The following is a 20,592-nucleotide window of genomic DNA, read 5'->3' as shown; positions in this document are numbered from 1 at the left end:
CGGCGGAAAGCGCAACGGCAGCCCCGCGTGCCGGTCCAGATAGACAAGTCCCCTGGGAAGATCACGATGCATGCCCCTCGCCTGCCCCTGACCCTCTTTCACGACGGCGCCTGCCCACTGTGCGCCCGCGAGATCGCCTGGCTGCGCCGCCATGCCGACCCCAGCCAGCTGCACCTGGTGGATCTGGCCGCGCCGGACTACGAGGCGCAGGCGCCCGCCGATGCTCCGCCGCGCCAGGCCATGCTCGATCTGCTCCACGCCCGGGATGCTGATGGCTACTGGTTCAAAGGCCTGGACGCCACCTACTGGAGCTGGCGCACCGCAGGCCTCGGCCACTGGGCCCGACCGCTGGCCTGGCGGCCGTTGCGGCCGCTGCTGGAAGTGGGCTATCGCGTGTTTCTCAAGCTGCGCCCAGGCCTGACCTGGCTGCCGCATCCGCAGGGCGGTCGGCGCTGCCAGGAGGATGTCTGCACCCTGGACGCGCCACGCCGCGATCAACGCAAGGGGTAGGTCAGCACGAGCAGATGCAGGGTGTTGAGCGCACCGTGCAGCAGTACCGCGGGCCATAGGCGATTGCCCGAACAGTGGAACGCCAGCCCATAGCCCAGGCCGGCCAGTCCGGCCAGCAGGGCGAAGCCCCAGCCCGCGGGCAGATGGACCAGGCCGAACAGCAGACTGGTCAGCAGCAGGCCGCAGGGCAGGCCCAGCCACCTGGTCAGGCGGCGTTGCAGGAAGGCACGAAACACCAGCTCTTCGGCCAGGCAGGTCACCAGCAGATTGATCGCCAACCAGGCCAGCAGACCGTCCGGCCATTTCGGTAGCCAACCAAGGATGCCCAGGGCCAGGGCGATCCCAGGAATCCCCAGCAGGGTCGCGCCGACCGTGGCGAGCATCGGCCAGGGTCGCCACGGCCCCGTCGGAATGCCTGGCCAGGTGGCCAGCAGCGCAGCCGCCACCAGCGCCTTGTCCAGCACCAGGCGCAGTTGCCAGGGGTGCGTCCCGCCCAGGTCCTGGGGCGGTCCCAGCGCCCAGGGGACGAAGCCCGGCACGCGGTGGGCAGCGAAGCACACGGCGGCCAGCAGCGTCACGCCGAGCCAGAGATCGGCCGTGACCGGCGGTCGCGCCAGCACCCAGCCAATGAACAGGACACTGCCCAGCAGCCCCCACGGTTGGATCAGCCCGGTCGCAGCGCCCAGCAGCAGTACGGTCGCAGGCAGCAGGGCCCGCGACCAGAGGGGAAAGACCAGCATGAGGCGTCCGTCACCGCGCGAAAAGGCCTAGTTTAGCGGTTCCCCTGGCGTTGCTGGCATCCGGCCAGGGTTCGCCTGGTCGCCGGTCTCAGCTAAACTGCGCGGCTGCTCGCGTTACGGATCCTGACATGTCTGCTGCTCAACCCGCCCGCGCCCTGGGCCTCGACTTCGGTACCTCCAACTCCACCGCCGGCTGGCTCCGGCCCGCCGGCGACGTCCTGCTGCCCCTCGAAGAAGGCAAGGCCACCCTGCCCTCGGTGATCTTCTTCAACGCCGAGGAACGCCGCCCGGCCTATGGTCGCCAGGCGCTGCACGAATACCTGGAAGGCTACGAGGGCCGTCTGCTGCGCTCGCTCAAGAGCCTGCTCGGTTCCAACCTGCTCAAGGGCGAGACCAGCATCCTCGGCAGCGCCCTACCCTTCACCGAGGTGCTCGGCCTGTTTCTCGGCACCCTCAAGCAGCGCGCCGAACAGCAGGCCGATCGCCCCTTCGACGCCGTGGTGCTGGGCCGTCCGGTGCACTTCGTCGATGACGATCCGGTCGCCGACCAGGAGGCCGAGGACACCCTGGCCGCCGTGGCGCGCCAGGTAGGTTTCAGCGATATCTCCTTCCAGTTCGAACCCCTCGCTGCCGCCTTCGACTACGAACGCAGCATCGAGCACGAAGAACTGGTGCTGATCGTCGACATCGGCGGCGGCACCTCGGACTTCTCCCTGGTGCGCCTGGCGCCGGAGCGCCGCAACCTGGCCGACCGCGCCGGCGACATCCTCGCCACCGGCGGCGTGCACGTCGGCGGCACCGACTTCGACCGCCAGCTGAGCCTGGAAGGGGTGATGCCCTTGTTTGGCTACGGCAGCGCCATGAAAAGCGGCGCCACCATGCCCACCAGTCACTACATCAACCTGGCGACCTGGCACACCATCAACGCCGTCTACGCCAAGAAGAGCGTGCTGGGCCTGCGCGACATGAGATACGACGCCCAGGACACCCGCTGCATGGATCGCCTGTTCAAGCTCATCGAACAGCGCGCCGGCCACTGGCTGGCGATCCAGGTGGAAGACGCCAAGATCGCCCTCACCGACGACTGGCGCCGCACCCTGCGCCTGGATCGCATCGAGACCGGCCTGGCCGCGGATCTGGAACGCCCCCTGTTCGACGCCGCCATCGCCCTGCAACTGGAGCGCCTGAGCCGCGGCGTGGACGACCTGCTGGCCCGCGCCGATCTCGATCCGGCGCGGGTCGACAGCCTGTTCTTCACCGGCGGCTCCAGTGGTATCCCGGCACTGCGCCAGGCCCTCGCCAAGCGCTTCCCCGGCGCCCGCCTGGTGGACGGTGACCGCTTCGGCAACATCGGCAACGGCCTGGCCATCGAGGCGTTCAAGCGCTACGGCTAGAGCTGCCGCCGCGAGTGGCGCCTGTGGCGGACGATCAGGCGCCGAAGGCCCCGTCTATGGTGTGCATGGCGCCGGTGACGAAGCCAGCCTCGGGGCCGGCCAGCCAGGCCACCATGCCGGCCACCTCGTCGGCGCTGCCATGGCGCTTGATCGCCATGAAGCTGTGCATCAGCTCCTTCATGGGGCCATCGGCCGGGTTCATCTCGGTATCGATGGGGCCCGGCTGCACCACGTTGACGGTGATGCCGCGCGGGCCGAAATCCCGCGCCAGGCCGCGGGCCAGTCCCTGCAGGGCGGACTTGCTCACGGCATAGGCGGCCAGGCCGGGGACCGGCATACGATCGCCGTTCACCGAGCCGATCACGATGATCCGCCCGCCCACGGGCATCTGCCGCGCGGCTTCCACCGCTGCGTGATAGGGCGCCTGCACGTTGATGCTGAACAGGCGGTCGACGGCGTCCGGGTCCTGCTCCAGGGCATCGCCGAACAGCGCTACGCCGGAATTCACCACCAGCACATCCAGGGGGCCGCTGTCGCGGACCCGGGCGATCACGGCATCACGATTGGCACTGTCGGTCGCCTCGGCGGTGCTGCCCGTTTCCGCGGCCAGCGCCTGGGCGGCGTCCTTCGAGCTGGAATAGGTGAAGATCACCCGGGCACCCTCGGCGGCGAAGCGCCGCACGATGGCCGCACCTATGCCGCGACTGCCTCCCAGGACCAGCACCGACTTGCCTGCAAAATTCGTCATGACCGTACCTCCCGATTAATGTAGTGAATGCTACAATAAACCTCACTCGCCCCCTGTCAAAGTATTTTTGTAATGAACGCTACAAATAAATCTGGCACCCGTGGTCGCCCGCGCCGCTTCGATCCGGATGCGGCTGTGGCCCAGGCGCAACGCCTGTTCCATGAAAAGGGCTATGACGGCGTGAGCGTCGCCGATCTGACCCAGGCATTCGGGATCAAGCCACCCAGCTTCTATGCAGCCTTCGGCAGCAAGGTCGCGTTGTATAGCAAGGTGCTGGAGCGCTATGTCGCGAACGGTGCGCTGCTGCTGCGACAGATCCTGGAGACCGACCAGCCGCTGGCCGTGGCCCTGACGCAGGTGCTGGAAGCGGCGGCGCGCAACTACGCGGCCGATCCGCAGGCCGCCGGCTGCCTGGTGCTGGAAGGTACCCATAGCGACGATCTACAGGCCCGTACGGCAGCGGACGGCTACCACCAGGCAGCCCAGGCACTCATCCATGCCCACATCGCCACACGCCGGCCACAGCAGGCGCGAGAGCTGACCGATTTCGTCGTCACCACCATGGCCGGCCTGTCCGCCAGCGCGCGGCATGGCCAGAGCCTGGAACGCCTGCTGGCCAGCGCGCGTCTGGCCGGCCTGGCCCTGAACCAGACGCTTGCTGCGGACGGCTGAACCGCTGGCCAGGGCCGCCGCATTCGAGGCCACGCAAAGGACAGTGGGTGAGGTGAAGAGGGCCACACGAGTACGCTGCGACCATTCGCCTGACCCGCTTATGTCCTGCCCTGGCTGACCGCAGGGCGCCGCTGGAGTAAGGTGGCGGCCTTCATCGCATCTTCGAGAGAGTCTGTCCCATGTCGCTGGAAATCGTCGACCATCCCGCCCTGGAAGTGACCGGTCTGCTGTTCGAGCCTGGCCAGGGCGAAGACATCGCCGCCCTCTGGCGGCGCTTCGCCGACCGCGCCGGGGAGATCACCGGGCGCGAAGGCGACGCCGAATGGTATGGCCTGAGCTGGCGCCAGGCCGGCACCATGCACTACCTGGCCGCGGTGGCCACCACCCCGGGCGCCCCCCTGCCCGCCGGCATGGTGCGCCAGGAACTGCCGGAAGGCCGCTATGCGCGCTACGTGCACCTGGGCACCGCGCCCAGCGTGGCCAAGAGCCTGGGTCGGCTGTTCGCCGAACTGCTCCCCGCCCGTGGCCTGCAACCGCGTCCAGGCGCCTGCTTCGAGCACTACACGGAGGCCTTCACCGGCGTGGACGCCCAGGATTCGCAGATCTACATCTACGTCCCGGTCTACTAGACCGGCTAGCGCCGCACGACGGACAGGACGTTCGTCAGCTGCGGCTTGCCTCCCGGCATAACCCTTTCCAAGCTGGGGGTATCGTCCGCAACTCCAGGTGCCCGATGTCCCTGCCCGAGCTTCAGTCCTTTATCGCCCGGCACGAGCGGATCTTCCTGCTCACCGGTGCCGGTTGCAGCACCGATTCCGGCATTCCCGACTACCGCGACCGCGACGGCGCCTGGAAGCGCCCGCAACCGGTCACCCTGCAGGCCTTCGTCGGCGACGAGCTCTTGCGCCGCCGCTACTGGGCACGCAGCCTGATCGGCTGGCCGCGCTTCTGCCAGGCGCGGCCCAATGCCACCCACCAGGCCCTGGCGGCCCTGGAGCGGCGCGGCCAGGTGGAGATGCTGCTGACCCAGAACGTCGATCGCCTGCACCAGGCCGCCGGCAGCGAGGCGGTGATCGACCTGCACGGCCGTCTCGACCAGATCCGCTGCCTGGGTTGCGAGCTGCGCCTGCCGCGCCAGGAATTCCAGCAATGGCTGGGCGAACTCAATGGCGACTGGCTGCAGCTGGACGCGGCTACCGCGCCGGATGGCGATGCCGATCTGGAAGGCGTCGACTTCATGAGTTTTCGCGTGCCGGATTGCCCGCGCTGCGGCGCCCTGCTCAAACCGGACGTGGTGTTCTTTGGCGAACACGTGCCCGGCGCGCGGGTGGAGCGCGCCTTCGCCCACCTGGGCCGCGCCGATGCGCTGCTGGTGGTGGGCTCCTCGCTGATGGTCTATTCGGGCTTTCGCTTCGCCCAGGCAGCAGCCCGCGCCGGGCTGCCCATCGCCGCCCTGGGCTATGGCCGGACCCGGGCGGACGAGTTGCTGAACCTCAAGGTGGAGGCCTCCTGCGCCCAGGCCCTCGCCTTTCTGCTGGAGTATCCTGCAGCCGCGGCGCCTCCCCCTACGCGGGGACTTGCTGACGCCGCGGCGCCCTTCCCAGATGCATCAGCGGACGCTCGATCCAGCGGTAGCTGAGCATCGACAGCAGACAGGCGAGCACCAGCACCGGTGGCAGCAGCGCCATGAAGCCGAGCGTGCCCAGGGTCTCGACCGAGCCGAGGTTGAGCAGGGTGAAGAGGCCATAGAGCAGCAGGCCGTGGGTGAGATAGAGGCTGTAGCTGATCTCGCCCAGCACCTTGAGACCGCGACTGCGCAGGAGGCCGAAGAGATCGTTGCCGGCGGCCATGGCGGCGAAGGGCAAGCCCAGCGCGAGCATCTGCCTGAGGCTGTAGTCCGGCTGGGTCATGGCGTAGCCCACCAGCGCCAGCGACAGCGCCGCCACCAGGGGCGTACGCAGCCGCGCCAGCAGGCCCGGCAGATGAACCTTGACGAACACCGGCAGGAATCCCAGCAGGAACAGCAGCCCGAAGCGCGCGCCTAGTACCTGATAGTGATAGCCGGCGGCGACCAGCCCGCCCACCAGCAGCACCGAGACCAGCAGCGGCAGCCCGAAACCGCGGCGGTTGAACAGCGCGGCGATGATCGGCAGCGCCAGATAGAACAGCGCCTCGTAGCGCAGCGTCCAGTGGGCGCCGGCGGTCATCCAGCCGCTTTCCTCCAGGCCGTTGAGACTGAAGCCGGAAAACAGCTCCCAGCTGAGCAGTTCGAGCATGAAGTGCTGGCCGTCGGCGATGACGAAGTGGGTGCGGATCAGGGTGAAGAGCACCACCACGGCCACCACGCAGAGGTACAGCGGCATCACCCGCAGTACCCGTGAACGGAGCAGCTCGCCCCAGTCCGGCGTGCGCCGGTAGACCTTTCCGAAGAACAGGTAGCCGGTGATCATGAAGAACAGCGACACCGGCACCACGCCCATGTTGTAGAGCAGATCGCTGTCGGGTTCGCGCCACTGACCCTCGGCCTTGAGATGATAGGTCAGCACGAAATGCAGGCAGACCACGGCGGTGGCGAGAATGCCGCGCAGGGCATCCAGCGGCGAGGAGCGCGCCAGGGTCTCCTGGGTGAGCAGCGGGCTGCGGCGCAGGGCGAAGGCCAGCAACACCAAGGTGCCCAGGTAAAGGGCGATGGGGAGAGCGACGTCAGTCATATCCGTGACCTTCTTGACAGGAACCGGCAAAGACTCGCCCCCAGACCGCCGGAGCGGTCGCCGGAGCGAGCGAGAGAAAACCGTGACAGCCGGACACGCTACCGCGCGGTACGCGACCGAGGGCAGAGGGACCGGAAAGAGAGGAGAAACGCGGCGAGCGGAAGGATCCGCTGCCTCAGCTAAGCGCGAGAACGCCCATCAGACAAGTCTTGTTACAGGCGTTCCCTTGGGTTCAACGTTTCGCTGCCCTGGGTCAGCAGCCCTGGCACGGGCATTAGTAACGCGCTACCGTTGGTCGGCTGTTCAGGCGCTGGAATACACCAAGGGCAATCACACTGGTTGTTTGCTGCCTTTTAGGCTTCAATTGCAGCCCAAAAGGCAGCAAAAAAATTCTTATGTCCCTTGCTTCCGTTCTATTTCCCGACTATCGCCGCAAGGTCCTGGCACTTCTTCTGCTCCATCCGGAGAGCAGCTACCATCAGCGCGAAATCGCGCGCTTGACCGAGACCCAGTCTGGCACCCTGAGCCGTGAGCTCGTCAAGCTGGTCGCGGCAGGTCTGGCCGTGAAGACGCGCGTGGGTAATCAACAGCACTATCGCGCCAATCGGGAGTGCCCCATCTTCGAAGAGCTGGCGAGCATCTTGCGCAAGACCAGTGGCCTGACCGATATTCTGGCCGAGGCGCTGAGCCCCATTGCAGACCGAATATCGGCAGCTTTCGTCTTCGGCTCGATGGCTAGCGGCAAAGCAAGCGCTGGAAGCGATATTGACCTCATGATCCTGGGTACCGTGACCTTCCGCGAGGTAGTGGCAGTGCTCTATCCCTGTCAGGAGACGCTTGGGCGCGAGATCAATCCCAAGGTATACCAGCGAGAGGAATGGCAGAGGCTGTTGGCGGAAGGAGGAGCCTTCATCACGGACTTGCTGGAAAAGCCCAAGGTGTTCGTCATCGGCGACGCTTCGTACCTGTCACAAGGAAGGACAGATGACCCTGGATAATCTGCTCGGCAAGAGTCTTGAGGCGATCACACCGGACCCTGCGAGCATCCAGCGCTTGCTGGAGGCAGCGCAACGTAGCTTGACCGATGCGTGTCTGCCAATACTGAGCAGCGAAAGCCGCTTCGATCTGGCCTACAAGGCAATCATGCAGGGCGCGAACGCAGCGCTTCAGGCCAATGGCTATCGGACCCTGACTAGCCGCCCCGGTCACCATCAGACCATGATCCAGTCACTGCCCCGGACCGTCGAGCTTGATACATCGACGATGTTGGTACTGGATACCTTGCGCAAGCAACGCAACGTCATCGACTACTCGGGCGATCTAGTCAGCGATTCGATGGCTCAGGAGGCCTTGCAGCAGGCCGAGGTCCTGCTCCAGCACGTCACGCATTGGCTGAAGCAAAATCGACCAGAGCTGCTATCGGATCGCAAGCGCTAACAGCGCTCGCGATCCGACAACTGGCTTGCTTCAGGGCGCGAGTGCCCGCGCCACCACCGGGTAGTGATCCCACACCTGGCCGTCCGCCAGGGAGCGCAGCAGCTTCACGTATTCGGCGTGGGACCAGGCCAGCGGCGTCGCCGAATCGGTGCCCTGACCCATCTGGTAGCCGTGGCGCCGGTTGTCGCCCACGCCATCCCAGACCTGCTCGGGCAGCATCAGGCCGGCGTTGGCGAACAGCTCCAGGCCGCGGACGTAGGTGTCACGCAGCTTGCCCAGCGCCGCCGGGTCCGGCTTGCCCTGCAGGACCAGGCGCGCCAACTCGTAATGGCCGCGCTCGCCGGTGAAGATCGGCCAGACCCGGCCACGCAGCCCCGAGTTGGGCACCGGCTGCTCGGTGGCCGGGAAATTGATGCCGGAGCTTTCGCTCTCGCCATAGCCGTCGTTGCCGTAGCGCCGCCAGCCGGGGAAGGTGCCGGTGACGCCGGGGTACTGGAAGCTGTACTTGACCCGCAGATTCTCCGGCAGGCCTTCGTCGTCCAGCACCGCCAGGCTCTTCTGTACCAGGGGATCGCTGGCCGGCCGCACGCCGTAGCGCACCAGTTCGAGGAAGCCGGCGTCCAGCACCTGGTCCTCCGGCAGGCCCGGACGACTGTTGTTGTCCACCAGCGTGCCCTTGTCATTGGGATCGTCGTTCTGGGTGATGCGCAGGTAGTAGTTGCCGGCGCCCAGGCTGCCCTGGGTGGTGGCCATGGTCTTTTCGACCTGGCCGGAATAGCGCCGGGCGGTCTCGCGGTAACGGCTGGCATTGGCCTCGTCGCCGGCATGGCGCGCCAGCTCGCTGGCGGTGGCGAGACCGGCGATCACCGCCGCGGTGGTGGATGGCGAATAGCCCCACTGCTCTTCCCAGCGCTCCTGCTGGGTCTGCGGCGGCTTGACCTGCCAGGTGTTCCAGCCCAGGTTGACCTGGCTGTCGCGGGCGAGGAAATCCGCCGCGGGCCTGAGCATGTCGCGGTACCAGCGATCGATCTCGGCGTCGCCGAGCAGGCCGCCCTGCCAGAGGCGATAGCCGAGCATGATCGGCATGGCGGTCTGGTCGAGCTGCACGCCGACCCATTCGATGGTGCCGTCGACGTGGGTCTTCTGCAGGAACCAACCGGTGGCGCCCGGTGCCCGTACCTCGTCGCCCCGTTTCTGCTGATGGATGAAGGCGGAGCTGTCAGCCGGCTTGTGCGCGGTATTGGCATCCACCTGCACCTGCTTGAGGTAACTGAAGGCGACCTTGGGCGTCTGCCGGTCACCCAGCGCCAGCAGCGCCATGGCGCACTGGTAGAAGTCCCGTGGCCAGACCGCCTTGTAGCCGGTGGTGCCCTTGCCCGCCGGCACCGTTTCGCCCCAGGGATTGGACAGCGAGGCGATCAGGGCGCCGGCGTGGGTCTTGTCCTCCTGGGCCTTGAGCACCAGGGCGCTGGCGTTGACCAGCTTGCCGCCGTCGCCGGCCTGGGCCTGCAGGCGCGGCAGCTGGTCGAGACCGGCCAGGTAGTCCTGCCAGCCGATGGCGTCGCCCTCGCCGTTGTAGTGGGCCAGCACCTTTTGATAACCGCGGGTCAGGGTGGCATCCGCCGCCGCCTCGGCCTGGCGCGGATTGGCGCCGAAGCCTACTACCACGTCCAGGGTGGTCTCGGCGCCCTTGAGCGGCAGCTTGGCCAGCATGGCGACGTTGCCGGCCTGGTCGCCGGTGCTGTTGTAGAGCTGGGTCAGCTTGCCGTTACGGCGCAGGTCGTCGAGGCCGTCGGAGCTGCCGAAGAAGCCCACGGTGGGCGTCTGCAGCGGCTGGCTGGCCTTCACCACCAGGGCGTGCTCGCCTTCGCTGGCGTAGAGCACCCCATCCTTCACCGCGGCGCGGTCGTGGCTACCGCTGTTGGCCAGCGCCGGATCGACATAGAGATAGGGCTGGATGCGTGGGTCCTGGCTGCGAAAGATGACACGCATGACCAGGGTGTCCTGGTCCGGGTCGGTGAAGACGTGCTTCTCGATCTCGTAGCGGCCCTGGCGGTCGCGGTTGACGATCTTGTAGGCCAGCGAGGTGGGCCGGCCGGCGGCATCGGTGGCCAGGTATTCGATGCGGCTGTCGGTGTCGTCGCGCTCCAGGTGGGTGAAGTCGGGCCCGCGGATCACCAGCTGCATCTCGCGCAGCTGCGCCTCATGGATAAGACCCTGCATGGTCTCGGTGACCACGCCCTGGGCCAGGGAGAACCACACCCGCGAGACGCGGCTGGTGCTGGCCTGGTCGCTATAGGCGCCGTCGCGATAGGCCTCGTAGCTGGTGCCGATGCCGGTCTTGCCGGAATAGGACCAGAAGGGCGTGGCACCGGGGGCGCCAGGGGCCTCCAGGGCAGACGCCAGGGGGGTCAGCAGAAAGCTGGCGGAACAGAGCAGCGGACGGACGAAGCGGACGGGCATGGGCAGGCGGGCCTTGTTCTGGTTGTGCCGAAAGTCGCATGGCAGAGGGCCTGACGGCCCTCCCCGTTCGTAAGCCTAGCCAATATTTCCAGAAGCGCTGCTCAGCCTTCGTCCCGCGCCGGTGGCCGGGCCAGCGGCAGGTACCCGGCCAGGGGCGAATCCGGCGCCAGCAGCGAGGTGCGGATGAAATGCAGGTAGCTGGCGATGCGGCGCAGCGGTGAGCGATCGAAGTCGCCCGGATTGGGCTCCAGGTGGCGCTGGGCCTGGTGCGCGAGCAGGATGGCGTGGTCCACGGCCGTGAGCGCGCGGGCCAGGTTGGCGGCGTTGGGCTGGCGGAACAATCGCACCAGCGCCCGCCCCAGGGCGCGAATGGCCAGGCGCCAGGCGCGTTCTTGGCGATACCAGGGCAAGGGTGGCAGCGCGGCCTGCTCCAGGCGCAACTCGATGATGGCGTGGCCCAGCTCCAGACTCAGGAAGGTCCAGCGCAGCAGCCGGCGCTGCACCTCCGGCTGGCCGACGGTAAGCACCTGCACCTGGTTGAGCAGATCGCGCAGGCCGGAATCGAAGCGACCACTCAGACCGGCCAGGGGCGCCCCGATGGCATGGACCAGTCGCTCGCGCAGGGCATCTTCCAGCCGGCGCCAGACCCAGGGCTGGCTGGGCGGCAGGAGCACGCTGACGGCTACCACCGCCACCGCGCAGGCCACCCCGTAGGCCAGGTAGGTGTTGCAGAAGACATCGGCGTCGTAGCGCGGCAGATTGCCCGGCAGGGCCGCCGAACAGAACCAGACCATCAGCCCGGTGCCATAGCCCGCCAGCCGCGGTCGAGTGATCAGCCAGGCGCCAGCGGCGAACACTGGTGTCAGGGTCAGCAGCAGCAGGGCGAAGCCGTCGATCCAGGGCAGGACCTGGAATTGCAGCAGCCCACCGGCTAGGGCGCCGACCAGGGTACCGCCGGCCAGTTGCAGGCAATAGCGGCGCGGATCGGCCGAGGTGGAAGCCAGCGCCGAGATCAGCGCCGCGGCCAGGGTGCAGGCCGCGCCACTCGGCCAGGCGGTCTCGATCCAGAACAGCCCCACGCCCAGTACCACCAGGGCGCTGCGCAGCCCGGCCATCCAGGCTACCGCACGGCTGGCCAGGGGCGTGAAGGTCTCCCGGGGAGCGGGTGTCGTACTCGCCGGCGCCTCAAGTGCCAGCTGGGCACCAAGCAGCAGGTGCAGATCCTCGGCGAAGCGATAGAGCAGCTCGGCGGCGGTGTCGTAGTCGAGCCGGTCGACCTGGGTGGCGAGCACGATCCGGACCAGCTGCTGGCGGCCACTGCGGATCGCGGCCATCAGCGTCTCGCGCTCCGCAGCCAGGCGCTCACTGAGGCGGCGCAGGTCACGCTCTTCCGGCAGGCGACCCAGGGCCGGCGCCAGGGCGGCGGCGATCAGCCCCAGGGCGGGCGCCAGCGCCTGGCGCACGGCCCGGGGCCGATTACTCAGGCGGTCGAGCAGTTGGTAGAGCGCGTGGAAGCGGGTGTTGAGCAGCATGAGGCGGTTGCCCAAGGCGGCCAGGCGTCCGCTGCGTCGGCGCAGATAGGGCTCCTCGAAGACACTGGCGCTGCGCAGGCTTTCGAAGCCCACGGAGTCGGCAGCGAAACGCGCACTGAGCCCGGCGAAGCGTTCGCCGTCGAGCTGGCCCAGCAGACCGTCATGGGCCATCGCCAGGAAATCGCGCAGGCGTTGGGCCAGGGTCCGGCGCAGGACGCCACGGGTGGTCTGCGGCAGGATCGCGACGCTCACCACCCCGGCGCAGCAGATGCCCAGGGCAATCTCCAGCAGACGCCATACCGCCTGCAGAAAGGCGCCCTGGGGCTGGGCCACCGCCGGCAGGCCCACCAGGCAGGCGGTGTAACCGGCCAGCAGGAAGCCATAGCTGCGAAAGTCGCGATAGCGCGCCGCGCCCCGGGTGCAGTAGCCGATCCACAGCACCAGGGCGCCGAGCAAGAGCACCCGCTCCTGGGCGAACAGGGCGATGGCGGCGACAGTGAAGGTGAGCCCGGCGAGACTGCCCAGGATCCGGTAGAAACTCTTGGCCAGCACCTGGCCGCTCTGCGGCTGCAAGACGATGAACACGGTAACCAGCACGGTGCTTGGTTGCGGCAGTTCCAGGCGATAGGCCAGCCACAGGGCCAGGGTGGCAGCCAACAGCGCCTTGGCGATGAAGGCCCAGGTCTGGCCATCGGTGCGGGCCCATTCGCGACCGGCGCGGCGCCAGGCGTTCAGGCTGGGCCAGCGTCTACGAGGGGAAGCAGTGGGGTGCCGCGCGAAGAGCGGCGAAGCGAAGGGCATGGTGGGCAACGACGGGAGCGACCGGAGGGGAAGAGGCGCAGCGCCTCGGCGGCCATTCTAGGAAGCACACCCCACGGCGATTAAGTCGGGTGTGACGGCAAAGAGCGTTAACCAACGGGCGGGTAATGGCCCACAATGCCCCTTTCCACCGCCCTGCCCCGTCCATGGATCATCTCTTCAATCTGCGCGCCTTCGCCTGCGTGGCCCAGACCGGCAGCTTCACCGCCGCCGCGCGCCAGCTGGAACTCACCACCGCCTATGTATCCAGGGCGGTCAGCCAGCTGGAGCAGCATCTGCAGACCCGACTGCTGCACCGCACCACCCGCCAGTTGCGCCTGACCGACGCCGGCGAACGCTACCTCACGCGCTGCCAGCGCATCCTCGCCGACCTCGACGAAGCCGATGCCGAGGCCCGTCACGCCCTGGCGGTGCCGCGCGGGCGGCTGCGCATCCACACCATGACCGGCCTCGGCCAGCACTACCTGATCCAGAGCCTGGCCGGCTATGCCGAGCGCTATCCCGAGGTGGATCTGGACCTGCAGCTGACCAACACCTTCACCGACATCCTCAAGGAAGGCTACGACCTGTCGCTGATCCTGGCTGCTGGCCTGCCGGATTCAGCCTTCCATTCGGCGCATCTGGGCAGTACCTATAGCGTGCTGTGCGCGGCGCCTGCCTATCTGAACCGCCAGGGGCGCCCGGCCACGCCCGCCGATCTCACCGGGCATCGCTGCCTGCGCCTGGTCAATCGGGCCATGGCGCCGGATCGCTGGCTGCTGGAGGGGCCTGAAGGGATAGCCGAGGTGGCGGTAGATCGGCCGCCCTTCCAGGTCAACACCGCCGATGCCCTGGCCGAAGCCGTGGCCAGCGGCCTGGGTATCGGCGCCCTGCCGCTGTACGCCGCGGTCGCCGGGCTGGCCAGTGGCCGCCTGCAACGCGTACTGCCCGGGCACCGGCTCTATGGCCTGGACATCCATGCGCTCTATCCGTCGCGGCGCTTCCTCGACGCCAAGATCCGCACCCTGGTCGACCACCTGCGCGAGAACCTGCCCGCCCTGCTGGAGCGCGATCGGTTGCTGGTGGAAGGGACCTGACGCTTTAAGGCCGCTGCTCGGGCAGCATCCGCTCCAGGGTGCCGTCCCGACGGATCGCCACATGCCAGACCACCGCCGCCACATGCAGGATCACCAGGCCGTAGACGGCGAACTGGCCCGCCACATGGATGCGATTGGCGAGGATGCCGAGGGCTTCGTGGCGAGGAAAGCCGGGCAGGGAAAATAGCCCGAACACCGGCACCGGCTGTCCCTGCCCGGCCATCAGGTAGCCGGTCACCGGCATCATCAGCAGCACGGCGTAGAGCAGGCCGTGATTGAGGCCGGCGAGCAGCCGCAGCAGGCGACCGTCACGGGGGTTGGCCGGCGGCGCCGGATGCCGCCAGCGCCAGGTCAGCCGGATCAGGATCAGCAGGAACACCGAGATCCCGGTGGATTCGTGCAGCAGATACCAGAGGGTCCGCACCGGCCCGGGTGGAAAGTTTTCCGCCACCCAGACGAAGGGCAGCAGCAGGCACAGCAGCGCGACGGTCAGCCAGTGCAGCGCCTGGGCGAATCCGGTATAGCGGGCGACGGCCATGGGCAGCTCTCTCCAGCAGAGGTATCCCGATAGTGCCCTAAGCGCAGCGACAATGCCGCTACGCCGGGGGACCGCCGGCCAGCGCCTTAGAGATGGATCAGCGCGGCCAGCGCCAACAGCAGCGCCGGGATCATCACCACGGCGCCCAGCCTGAGGAATTGCCAGAAGCTCACCGACAGCCCCTCGCGGCGCAGCGCGGCCAGCCACAACAGGGTCGCCAGGGAACCGGTGATGGACAGGTTGGGGCCGAGATCGATGCCGATCAGCACGGCACCGGCGATCTTCTCCGAGACCTGGGCGGTCTGCACCGCCGCCCCGGCCAGCAGGCCGGCCGGCAGGTTGTTGACCAGGTTGCTGCCAAAGGCCACCAGCAGCCCGGCGCCCCAGGCGGCGCGCTCCGGCGTCGCCTGGGCGGCCGCTTGTAGCTGATTCGCCAGCGCCTGCAATACCCCGGTGGTCTCCAGGGCTTCCACCAGCACGAACAACCCGGCCACCAGTGGCAGCACGCCCCAGGAGATGTGCTTGAGCAACTCCAGACCGCCGCCGCGCTTGCAGGCCACCACCACCAGGAAGGTGGCGAAACCGGCCAGGAAGGTCGGCAGACCCAGCTCCAGATCCAGCGCCGAGGCGCCGAGCAGGACCAGGATGGTCAGGATCAGGCCGCAGCCGGCGATGCGCCCGGTGGTGGGCAAGGCCTCCACCGCGCCCCCTGCGGACAGCCGCTCGGCACGCAGGACCTTGGCCTGGGTCGCCCAGAGGGTGAGGAAGGTCGCGGCGATGGCCAGGATCGACGGCACCGTGAACAGAGCCAGCCAGCGGCTCAGCTCCGGCATGTGCTCGGCGAAGACCACCAGGTTGGCCGGGTTGGAGATCGGCAGCACGAAGCTCGCCGCGTTGGCGATGAAGGCGCAGGAGAACAGATAGGGCAGCGGATTCTTCACCTTCGCCGCGCGGGTGGCGTAGTAGACCGCCGGGGTCAGCACCACGGCGCAGGCGTCGTTGGAAAGAAACACCGTGACCAGGATACCGACGCCATAGACCAGCGCGAACAGCCGCAGCGCCGACCCCTTGGCCTCGCGCACCGCGTGACCGGCGACCCAATCGAACAGCCCTTCCTTGCGGGCGATCTCGGCCAGCAGCATCATGCCGATCAGGAACAGATAGACGTCGGTGCCCTTGGCGATGCCGTGCCAGACGCCATCCAGCGGTAACAGACCGAAGACTGCCAACAGCGCGGCGCCAGCGACGGCGAACAGCGCTTCCGGCAGACCGAACGGCCGCGAGACCACGCCCAGGGTGGCTACCCCGGCGATGATCCAGGTCAGCAGGTGAGGAGAGAGCGCGAGTGACCCCATGAACGCCTAGTGCCTTCTATCGAGCGGGAAAGCGGCAGACATTAGCCTAATCCGGCCGATTGCGGAGGCTCCATGGCGCCTGATCGAGCATCGGCAACCACCTGGCGGTCGCGGGTCTCCGGCATCAGCAGCAGATAGAGCACGAAGCCCACCGCGGCAATGGCGGCCAGGGTGGTGAAGGCCGCCGCGTAGCCGAAGCGGACGATGATGATTCCGGCGATGGTGGCGCTGATCGCCGCGCCCAGGCCCTGGGCGGTGGCGATGGCGCCCTGGCTGACGTTGAAGCGACCGCTGCCGCGGGTGAGGTCGGCGACGATCACCGGGACCAGGGCACCGTAGATCCCGGCACCGATGCCATCGAGCAGCTGCACCGCCACCAGGTAATAGGGGCTGTCGGAAAAGGTGTAGAGCACCCCACGGATGGCCAGCACGGCAAAGGCGAAGAGAAAGATCGGCTTGCGCCCGAAGGCATCGGCCTTGCGCCCCACCAGGATGGCCACCGGCACCATCACGCACTGGGCGGCGACGATGCAGACGGCCACCAGCGAGGTGGCGCTGTCCTTGCCGACGATATGGGTCAGCTGCTGGCCGACCGAGGTCAGCATGGCGGCATTGGCCAGGTGGAAGATGGCGGCCAGCAGCGCCAGCAGTTGCAGCTTGCGATTGGCCAGCAGCGCCTGCCAGGCCGACACCGGCTTGCTGTCGCGAGCGCCGTTTTCCTCGCCCAGCCCCTGGGCCAGGTCATCGTCGATCTCGTCCTGGGGTACCCGGACGATGGCGACGATGGAGGCCGCCGCTAGCAGCGCCATCAGCCAGAACACCACGGTGGGGCCGAAGAAATAGGCCAGGCCACCTGCCAGGGCCGCCGAGACGGCATTGCCAGCGTGGTTGAAACCCTCGTTGCGACCGATGTGCCGGGTGAAGGCCTTGGGTCCGACGATCCCCAGGGTGATGGCCGCCAGCGCCGGGGCGAAGAGGGCCGCGGCGGCATGGGCCAAGGACTGGGTGGCCGCCACCACATAGAAGTTGGAAACGAAGGGCAGCATCACGCTGCAGACGGTCACCACCAGGGCGGCGACGCCGACCATGAGGCGCTTATGGCGGGTCCGGTCGATCAGGGCGCCGGCCGGGGTCTGGGCGATCAGCCCGGCGATGCCGGCCAGGGTCATGATGAAACCGGCGGTGGCCTCGTTCCAGCCCTCCCCCGGGCCGCGCACGGCAATCAGATAGATGGCGAGATAGGGCCCGAGGCCGTCGCGGACGTCAGCCAGGGTGAAGTTCAGGGCATCCAGGGCATGGCGCGCGCGGCGCGAGGGTTCGGCGCTGGCGGCGGTGGCCGGGGCACGGGTTTCGGACATGAGCGGGCATCCGTAGCGAGATGAAGAGTCGCAGGACAAAACGCCCCACGGCACCTCTCGCCCTAGCCCACCAGAGGCCGTCGGTATGACTCGACGGATCCCAGCCAACCACCGCTGCCAGGGGAGATTGCAAAATGTGACCGGAGCGAAGCGGCGCTAGTGCCGTACCGATAGCAAAGAAATCCCTCTGGCCCGCCACTTTCCGTACGTCTTCACACTTCGTAGAGGGTCGCCATCGCAGGATGCCGGCGTATCAGGCCACCTGCCGGGTCAGGGCGGCGTCGGTCTCGGGTTGGGCCAGGAGCACCGTACTGCCTTCTTCGCTGCGCGGTCGCAGCATCGACAACAGGTTGGCCTCGATGGTGGCGCACAGCTTGTCCATGGTGATCTGGTGCTGGCTGTCGGCGAAGGGCGCCTGCAGATCGCTGCCGATGCGCTCCAGCGCCAGCAGCATGAAGCCGACCACGGTGGACACCAGCGGGGTGAACCAGCCCAGGGTCGAGACCAGGCCCAGCGGCATGGCGATGCAGAACAGAAAGCTGAACAGCTGCGGAAAGCAGACGTAGGGATAGGGCAAGGGGGTATTGGCGATGCGCTCCATGCCGCCCTGCCAGTTGGACATGTCCACCAGGGTCTCTTCCAGCCGCGCCAGGCGGATGCTGTCCAGGCGGCCCTGGCGGTATTCGCTGGCGATCAGCTCGGCGGTGCCGGCAAGGATGTCGTTGGCGAAGTTGAGGCTGCCTTCGGCCAGTGCCAGTTCATGACGGGCGAGATAAGGCGCGGCGGCCTGGGCCGGGTCCTGGCGCTTGAGCTGGGCGCGCAGGGCGTGTAGATAGCCCATGTGCCGACGCAGCAGCACCGCCTTGACCCGGTTCTGCGCCTTGCCGTTATCGTCGATCAGGGTCAGCACCTGGCGGCCGAAGCTACGCGAGCTGTTGACCATGGCGCCCCAGAGGGTGCGCGCCTCCCACCAGCGGGCGTAGGCGCTGCTGTTGCGAAAACTGATCAGCACCACCAGCGCCGAGCACAGCAGGGTCAGGGGCGTGAGCGGCAGGTCGAAGCGGTCGTCGACGAACAGCATGGCGTCCACCGTGACCGCCACGTCCCACAGCAGCAGACCGAACAGCGACCAGCCGACATAGCTGAAGGTGGTACGCAGAAACTGGATCTTCTTCTGGATGGAACGGAGTTGGATCGGACTGGACATCTGGCACTCCCGGCGGCGGCGCGGTTTCTCGATTCGCGGTTGCCCATGCCTTCCTGTCGTCTCGCCACGAGCCGCTCGACCCGTCGCCGCGCCTCCTCCTGAGAATGCAACCTGTTCGCGAGACTAGTCGGCGGTGCTTAAGTCAAACTTAATCCGGAGCGACGGATGGATCATGGCAAAGTGCCTTGCCAGAGCACTCCGTTGCCGCTTGAACACCTCTAGCCAGCGTCTCGACGGCGGCGTGACCGCCGATCAGTCCCGCAGCCGACCGGCTAGCTGGGACAGATCCTGGGAGACGCCATGCAGACGTTCGCTGGCGCTCTGGGTACGCCCCAGGTCATCTTCATTGTGTCGAGCCACGGTGACGATCTCCGCCAGGTTGCGGGCGATGTCCTCGGCCACCGAGGTCTGCTCCTCGGCCGCCGTGGCGATCTGCCGGTTCATATCGCGGATGGCCTCCACAGCCAGGGTGATGCTGCGCAGCCGCTCGCCCGAAGCGACCACCTGATCGCGTCCGGCACTGCTTTCGGCGGCGCCCGCACGCACCGCTTCGGCGGCTTCGTGGGCCGCGCCCTGCAGCGTCGCGATCAACTGATGGATCTCGCTGATGGAACTGGCCGTGCGCACCGCCAGGCTGCGCACCTCATCGGCTACCACAGCGAAGCCGCGTCCGGCGTCCCCTGCCCTAGCGGCCTCGATGGCGGCATTGAGCGCCAGCAGATTGGTCTGGTCGGCGATGCCGCGGATCACTTCCAGCACACTCCCGATACGCTCGCTGTCGTGCTCCAGGCGGGCGATGACGGCGGCGGTGCGGGTGATTTCAGCGTGCATCCGTTCGATGGTGGCGATGGTCTGGGTCATGCTCGTCTCGCCTTCCTGGGCCGCGCGATCCGCATCGTTGGCCGCCGTGGCGGCACTGCCGGAATGGCGGGCCACCTCCTCCGCGGTGGCGCTCATCTCGTGCATGGCGGTGGCCACCTGATCGGTACGCGAGAACTGATCGCGGATGCCCTCGCCGCTGCGCTGGGCGATGGCGCCCAATTCCTGGGTGGTGGCATCGAGCGCCCCGGTACCCTGGCGCAGCTGGCCGGCCAGATCGACGAAGAAGTCGCGCAAGCGATTGGCGGCGCGGGCCAGCCGACCCACCTCGTCGCGCCGCGACTCGGTCAGGGGCTGCCCCAGGCGCCCCTGGCTGAGCTGGACCAGCTGCTCGGTGACCCGCGCCAGCGGACCGACGATGCGACGGTTGACCAGCCAGGCACTGAGCAGGGCGATCAGGGCGGCGAAGGCAAGCATGGCGCCCACTGCCAGCAGCACGGTGCGCCGCGCCTCGGCGCTCAGGGCCTCGGCCTGGTCGTTGGCCCGCTCATGTAGGTCGGTGACCAGGCTGGACAGCTGCTCGCTGGTCGCCCGGTCGATGCCCTTGACCGCGACATCGCCTTGGGCGGCGACATAGTCCGCCGCTACATAGGCCGCCAGCCCGTGGCGATAGGCTTCGCCCATATCTCTGTGACTCCGGGCCAGTTGCTGCAGGCGCTGACGCAGCTCGGGTTCGTCGGCCCGGCGTTGCAACTGTTCCAGCGCCGCCTGGACCCGGGCTTCTTCTTCCTGGAACTGCTTCCAGTAGCGCTCACGCTGGTCGGCGGCACCGCCGCGCAGCAATACGTTCTTCCACTCCTGCACCTGGGATTTGAAGGCCAGATTGGTGGCGTCCACTAGGCGCGCCTCCTCCAGCGGACCCGTGAGGAGGCGTTGATAGCCATCCAATTGCCGGGACAGCAAGCCGAAACCGGCCAGGACCAGTGCCAGCAACAGGACGAGACCGCCGCCAATGAGCAGCAGCAATTGAGCACGCAGAGAACGAGAGGGATTCATGGAAAGGGACCGAGAGGATGGCGCGGGCGGTCACTTCACTACAGATTTATTGCAATAACATTTCAAACACTTTAAAGGATGACTATTTCTACCAAGGCCCGCCGTACGGTCGCTAGGCGGCTACAGAAGGTTAGACCCATAGCTTTTGGGACAGCCA

At 67.6% G+C, this 20,592-nt stretch carries 18 protein-coding genes and 1 pseudogene; 8 read left to right on the top strand and 11 right to left on the bottom strand.

The window, feature by feature from the left end; translation table 11 throughout:
* The first annotated feature begins 66 nt into the window (after nucleotides 1–66).
* On the top strand, nucleotides 67–510 hold the full coding sequence (locus NRG74_RS20755) for a thiol-disulfide oxidoreductase DCC family protein (RefSeq protein WP_257705196.1): 444 nt from the start codon (nucleotides 67–69) through the stop codon (nucleotides 508–510).
* Here NRG74_RS20755 and NRG74_RS20750 read toward each other — a convergent pair.
* On the bottom strand, nucleotides 495–1,250 hold the full coding sequence (locus tag NRG74_RS20750) for a CPBP family intramembrane glutamic endopeptidase (RefSeq protein WP_257705195.1): 756 nt from the start codon (nucleotides 1,248–1,250) through the stop codon (nucleotides 495–497). The two genes, NRG74_RS20755 and NRG74_RS20750, sit on opposite strands and share 16 nt — an antisense overlap.
* Before the next feature lie 128 nt (nucleotides 1,251–1,378).
* Between NRG74_RS20750 and NRG74_RS20745 the strand changes: the two genes are divergently transcribed.
* Entirely contained in the window at nucleotides 1,379–2,644 is a 1,266-nt protein-coding gene (locus NRG74_RS20745; protein ID WP_173147024.1) for an Hsp70 family protein, read from the top strand.
* A gap of 34 nt (nucleotides 2,645–2,678) precedes the next feature.
* Here NRG74_RS20745 and bdcA read toward each other — a convergent pair whose 3' ends face one another.
* Nucleotides 2,679–3,392, bottom strand: coding sequence for an SDR family oxidoreductase (gene bdcA / locus NRG74_RS20740; RefSeq protein ID WP_068384263.1), 714 nt, complete (start codon nucleotides 3,390–3,392; stop codon nucleotides 2,679–2,681).
* Between the two features lie 72 nt (nucleotides 3,393–3,464).
* Between bdcA and NRG74_RS20735 the strand changes: the two genes are divergently transcribed.
* The 3 genes from NRG74_RS20735 (at nucleotide 3,465) to NRG74_RS20725 (ending at nucleotide 5,703) form a co-directional block, all read left to right on the top strand.
* A complete protein-coding gene (locus tag NRG74_RS20735; RefSeq protein ID WP_257705194.1) occupies nucleotides 3,465–4,064 on the top strand; it encodes a TetR/AcrR family transcriptional regulator in 600 nt (199 codons plus the stop codon).
* Nucleotides 4,065–4,243: 179 nt separating this feature from the next.
* On the top strand, nucleotides 4,244–4,693 hold the full coding sequence (locus NRG74_RS20730) for a GyrI-like domain-containing protein (protein WP_257705193.1): 450 nt from the start codon (nucleotides 4,244–4,246) through the stop codon (nucleotides 4,691–4,693).
* 104 nt (nucleotides 4,694–4,797) lie between these two features.
* Nucleotides 4,798–5,703: an NAD-dependent protein deacetylase gene (locus NRG74_RS20725; RefSeq protein WP_160921843.1), complete on the top strand. Its 906-nt coding sequence runs from the start codon at nucleotides 4,798–4,800 to the stop codon at nucleotides 5,701–5,703.
* Here the strand turns inward: NRG74_RS20725 and NRG74_RS20720 are convergent.
* Nucleotides 5,630–6,775, bottom strand: a complete 1,146-nt coding sequence (locus NRG74_RS20720) for an acyltransferase family protein (RefSeq protein WP_160921844.1) — start codon at nucleotides 6,773–6,775, stop codon at nucleotides 5,630–5,632. The two genes, NRG74_RS20725 and NRG74_RS20720, sit on opposite strands and share 74 nt — an antisense overlap.
* A 395-nt stretch (nucleotides 6,776–7,170) precedes the next feature.
* Here NRG74_RS20720 and NRG74_RS20715 point away from each other — a divergent pair, with 395 nt between their 5' ends.
* Together NRG74_RS20715 and NRG74_RS20710 are read left to right on the top strand one after the other, a co-directional pair.
* Nucleotides 7,171–7,773: a nucleotidyltransferase domain-containing protein gene (locus tag NRG74_RS20715; protein ID WP_064307565.1), complete on the top strand. Its 603-nt coding sequence runs from the start codon at nucleotides 7,171–7,173 to the stop codon at nucleotides 7,771–7,773.
* The gene (locus NRG74_RS20710) at nucleotides 7,760–8,212 is read left to right on the top strand and encodes a hypothetical protein (protein WP_017642670.1); all 453 of its coding nucleotides are present in this window, start codon (nucleotides 7,760–7,762) and stop codon (nucleotides 8,210–8,212) included. Before NRG74_RS20715 ends, NRG74_RS20710 begins: the two co-directional genes overlap by 14 nt.
* A 30-nt stretch (nucleotides 8,213–8,242) precedes the next feature.
* On the opposite strand, the gene NRG74_RS20705 is transcribed toward NRG74_RS20710, so the two are convergent.
* Nucleotides 8,243–10,675 carry a glucan 1,4-alpha-glucosidase gene (locus tag NRG74_RS20705; protein ID WP_257705192.1) on the bottom strand — a complete coding sequence of 811 codons (2,433 nt, stop codon included), beginning with the start codon at nucleotides 10,673–10,675 and terminating at the stop codon, nucleotides 8,243–8,245.
* A 101-nt stretch (nucleotides 10,676–10,776) separates the two neighbouring features.
* Nucleotides 10,777–13,008 carry an FUSC family protein gene (locus NRG74_RS20700; RefSeq protein ID WP_257705191.1) on the bottom strand — a complete coding sequence of 744 codons (2,232 nt, stop codon included), beginning with the start codon at nucleotides 13,006–13,008 and terminating at the stop codon, nucleotides 10,777–10,779.
* A 164-nt stretch (nucleotides 13,009–13,172) separates the two neighbouring features.
* Between NRG74_RS20700 and NRG74_RS20695 the strand changes: the two genes are divergently transcribed.
* Nucleotides 13,173–14,102, top strand: a complete 930-nt coding sequence (locus NRG74_RS20695; RefSeq protein WP_257705190.1) for a LysR family transcriptional regulator — start codon at nucleotides 13,173–13,175, stop codon at nucleotides 14,100–14,102.
* 4 nt (nucleotides 14,103–14,106) lie between these two features.
* Here the strand turns inward: NRG74_RS20695 and NRG74_RS20690 are convergent, their stop codons facing one another.
* From NRG74_RS20690 to NRG74_RS24765, 6 genes and pseudogenes are all read right to left on the bottom strand, one after another.
* A complete protein-coding gene (locus NRG74_RS20690; RefSeq protein ID WP_257705189.1) occupies nucleotides 14,107–14,640 on the bottom strand; it encodes a cytochrome b in 534 nt (177 codons plus the stop codon).
* Nucleotides 14,641–14,726: 86 nt separating this feature from the next.
* Nucleotides 14,727–15,995: an arsenic transporter gene (locus NRG74_RS20685; protein ID WP_257705188.1), complete on the bottom strand. Its 1,269-nt coding sequence runs from the start codon at nucleotides 15,993–15,995 to the stop codon at nucleotides 14,727–14,729.
* A 41-nt stretch (nucleotides 15,996–16,036) separates the two neighbouring features.
* On the bottom strand, nucleotides 16,037–17,353 hold the full coding sequence (locus NRG74_RS20680) for an MFS transporter (protein ID WP_257705187.1): 1,317 nt from the start codon (nucleotides 17,351–17,353) through the stop codon (nucleotides 16,037–16,039).
* A gap of 253 nt (nucleotides 17,354–17,606) precedes the next feature.
* Nucleotides 17,607–18,560, bottom strand: coding sequence for a bestrophin family protein (locus NRG74_RS20675; protein ID WP_160921849.1), 954 nt, complete (start codon nucleotides 18,558–18,560; stop codon nucleotides 17,607–17,609).
* A 252-nt stretch (nucleotides 18,561–18,812) separates the two neighbouring features.
* Nucleotides 18,813–19,517, bottom strand: coding sequence for a methyl-accepting chemotaxis protein (locus NRG74_RS24770; protein ID WP_437181201.1), 705 nt, complete (start codon nucleotides 19,515–19,517; stop codon nucleotides 18,813–18,815).
* A gap of 213 nt (nucleotides 19,518–19,730) precedes the next feature.
* Nucleotides 19,731–19,856: pseudogene (locus tag NRG74_RS24765) on the bottom strand (hypothetical protein); the annotation flags it as partial.
* Nucleotides 19,857–20,592: the final 736 nt, after the last annotated feature.

Source organism: Pseudomonas oryzihabitans (assembly GCF_024652905.1).
Taxonomy (GTDB): domain Bacteria; phylum Pseudomonadota; class Gammaproteobacteria; order Pseudomonadales; family Pseudomonadaceae; genus Chryseomonas; species Chryseomonas benzopyrenica.
This window is presented reverse-complemented; position numbering and strand designations above follow the sequence as displayed.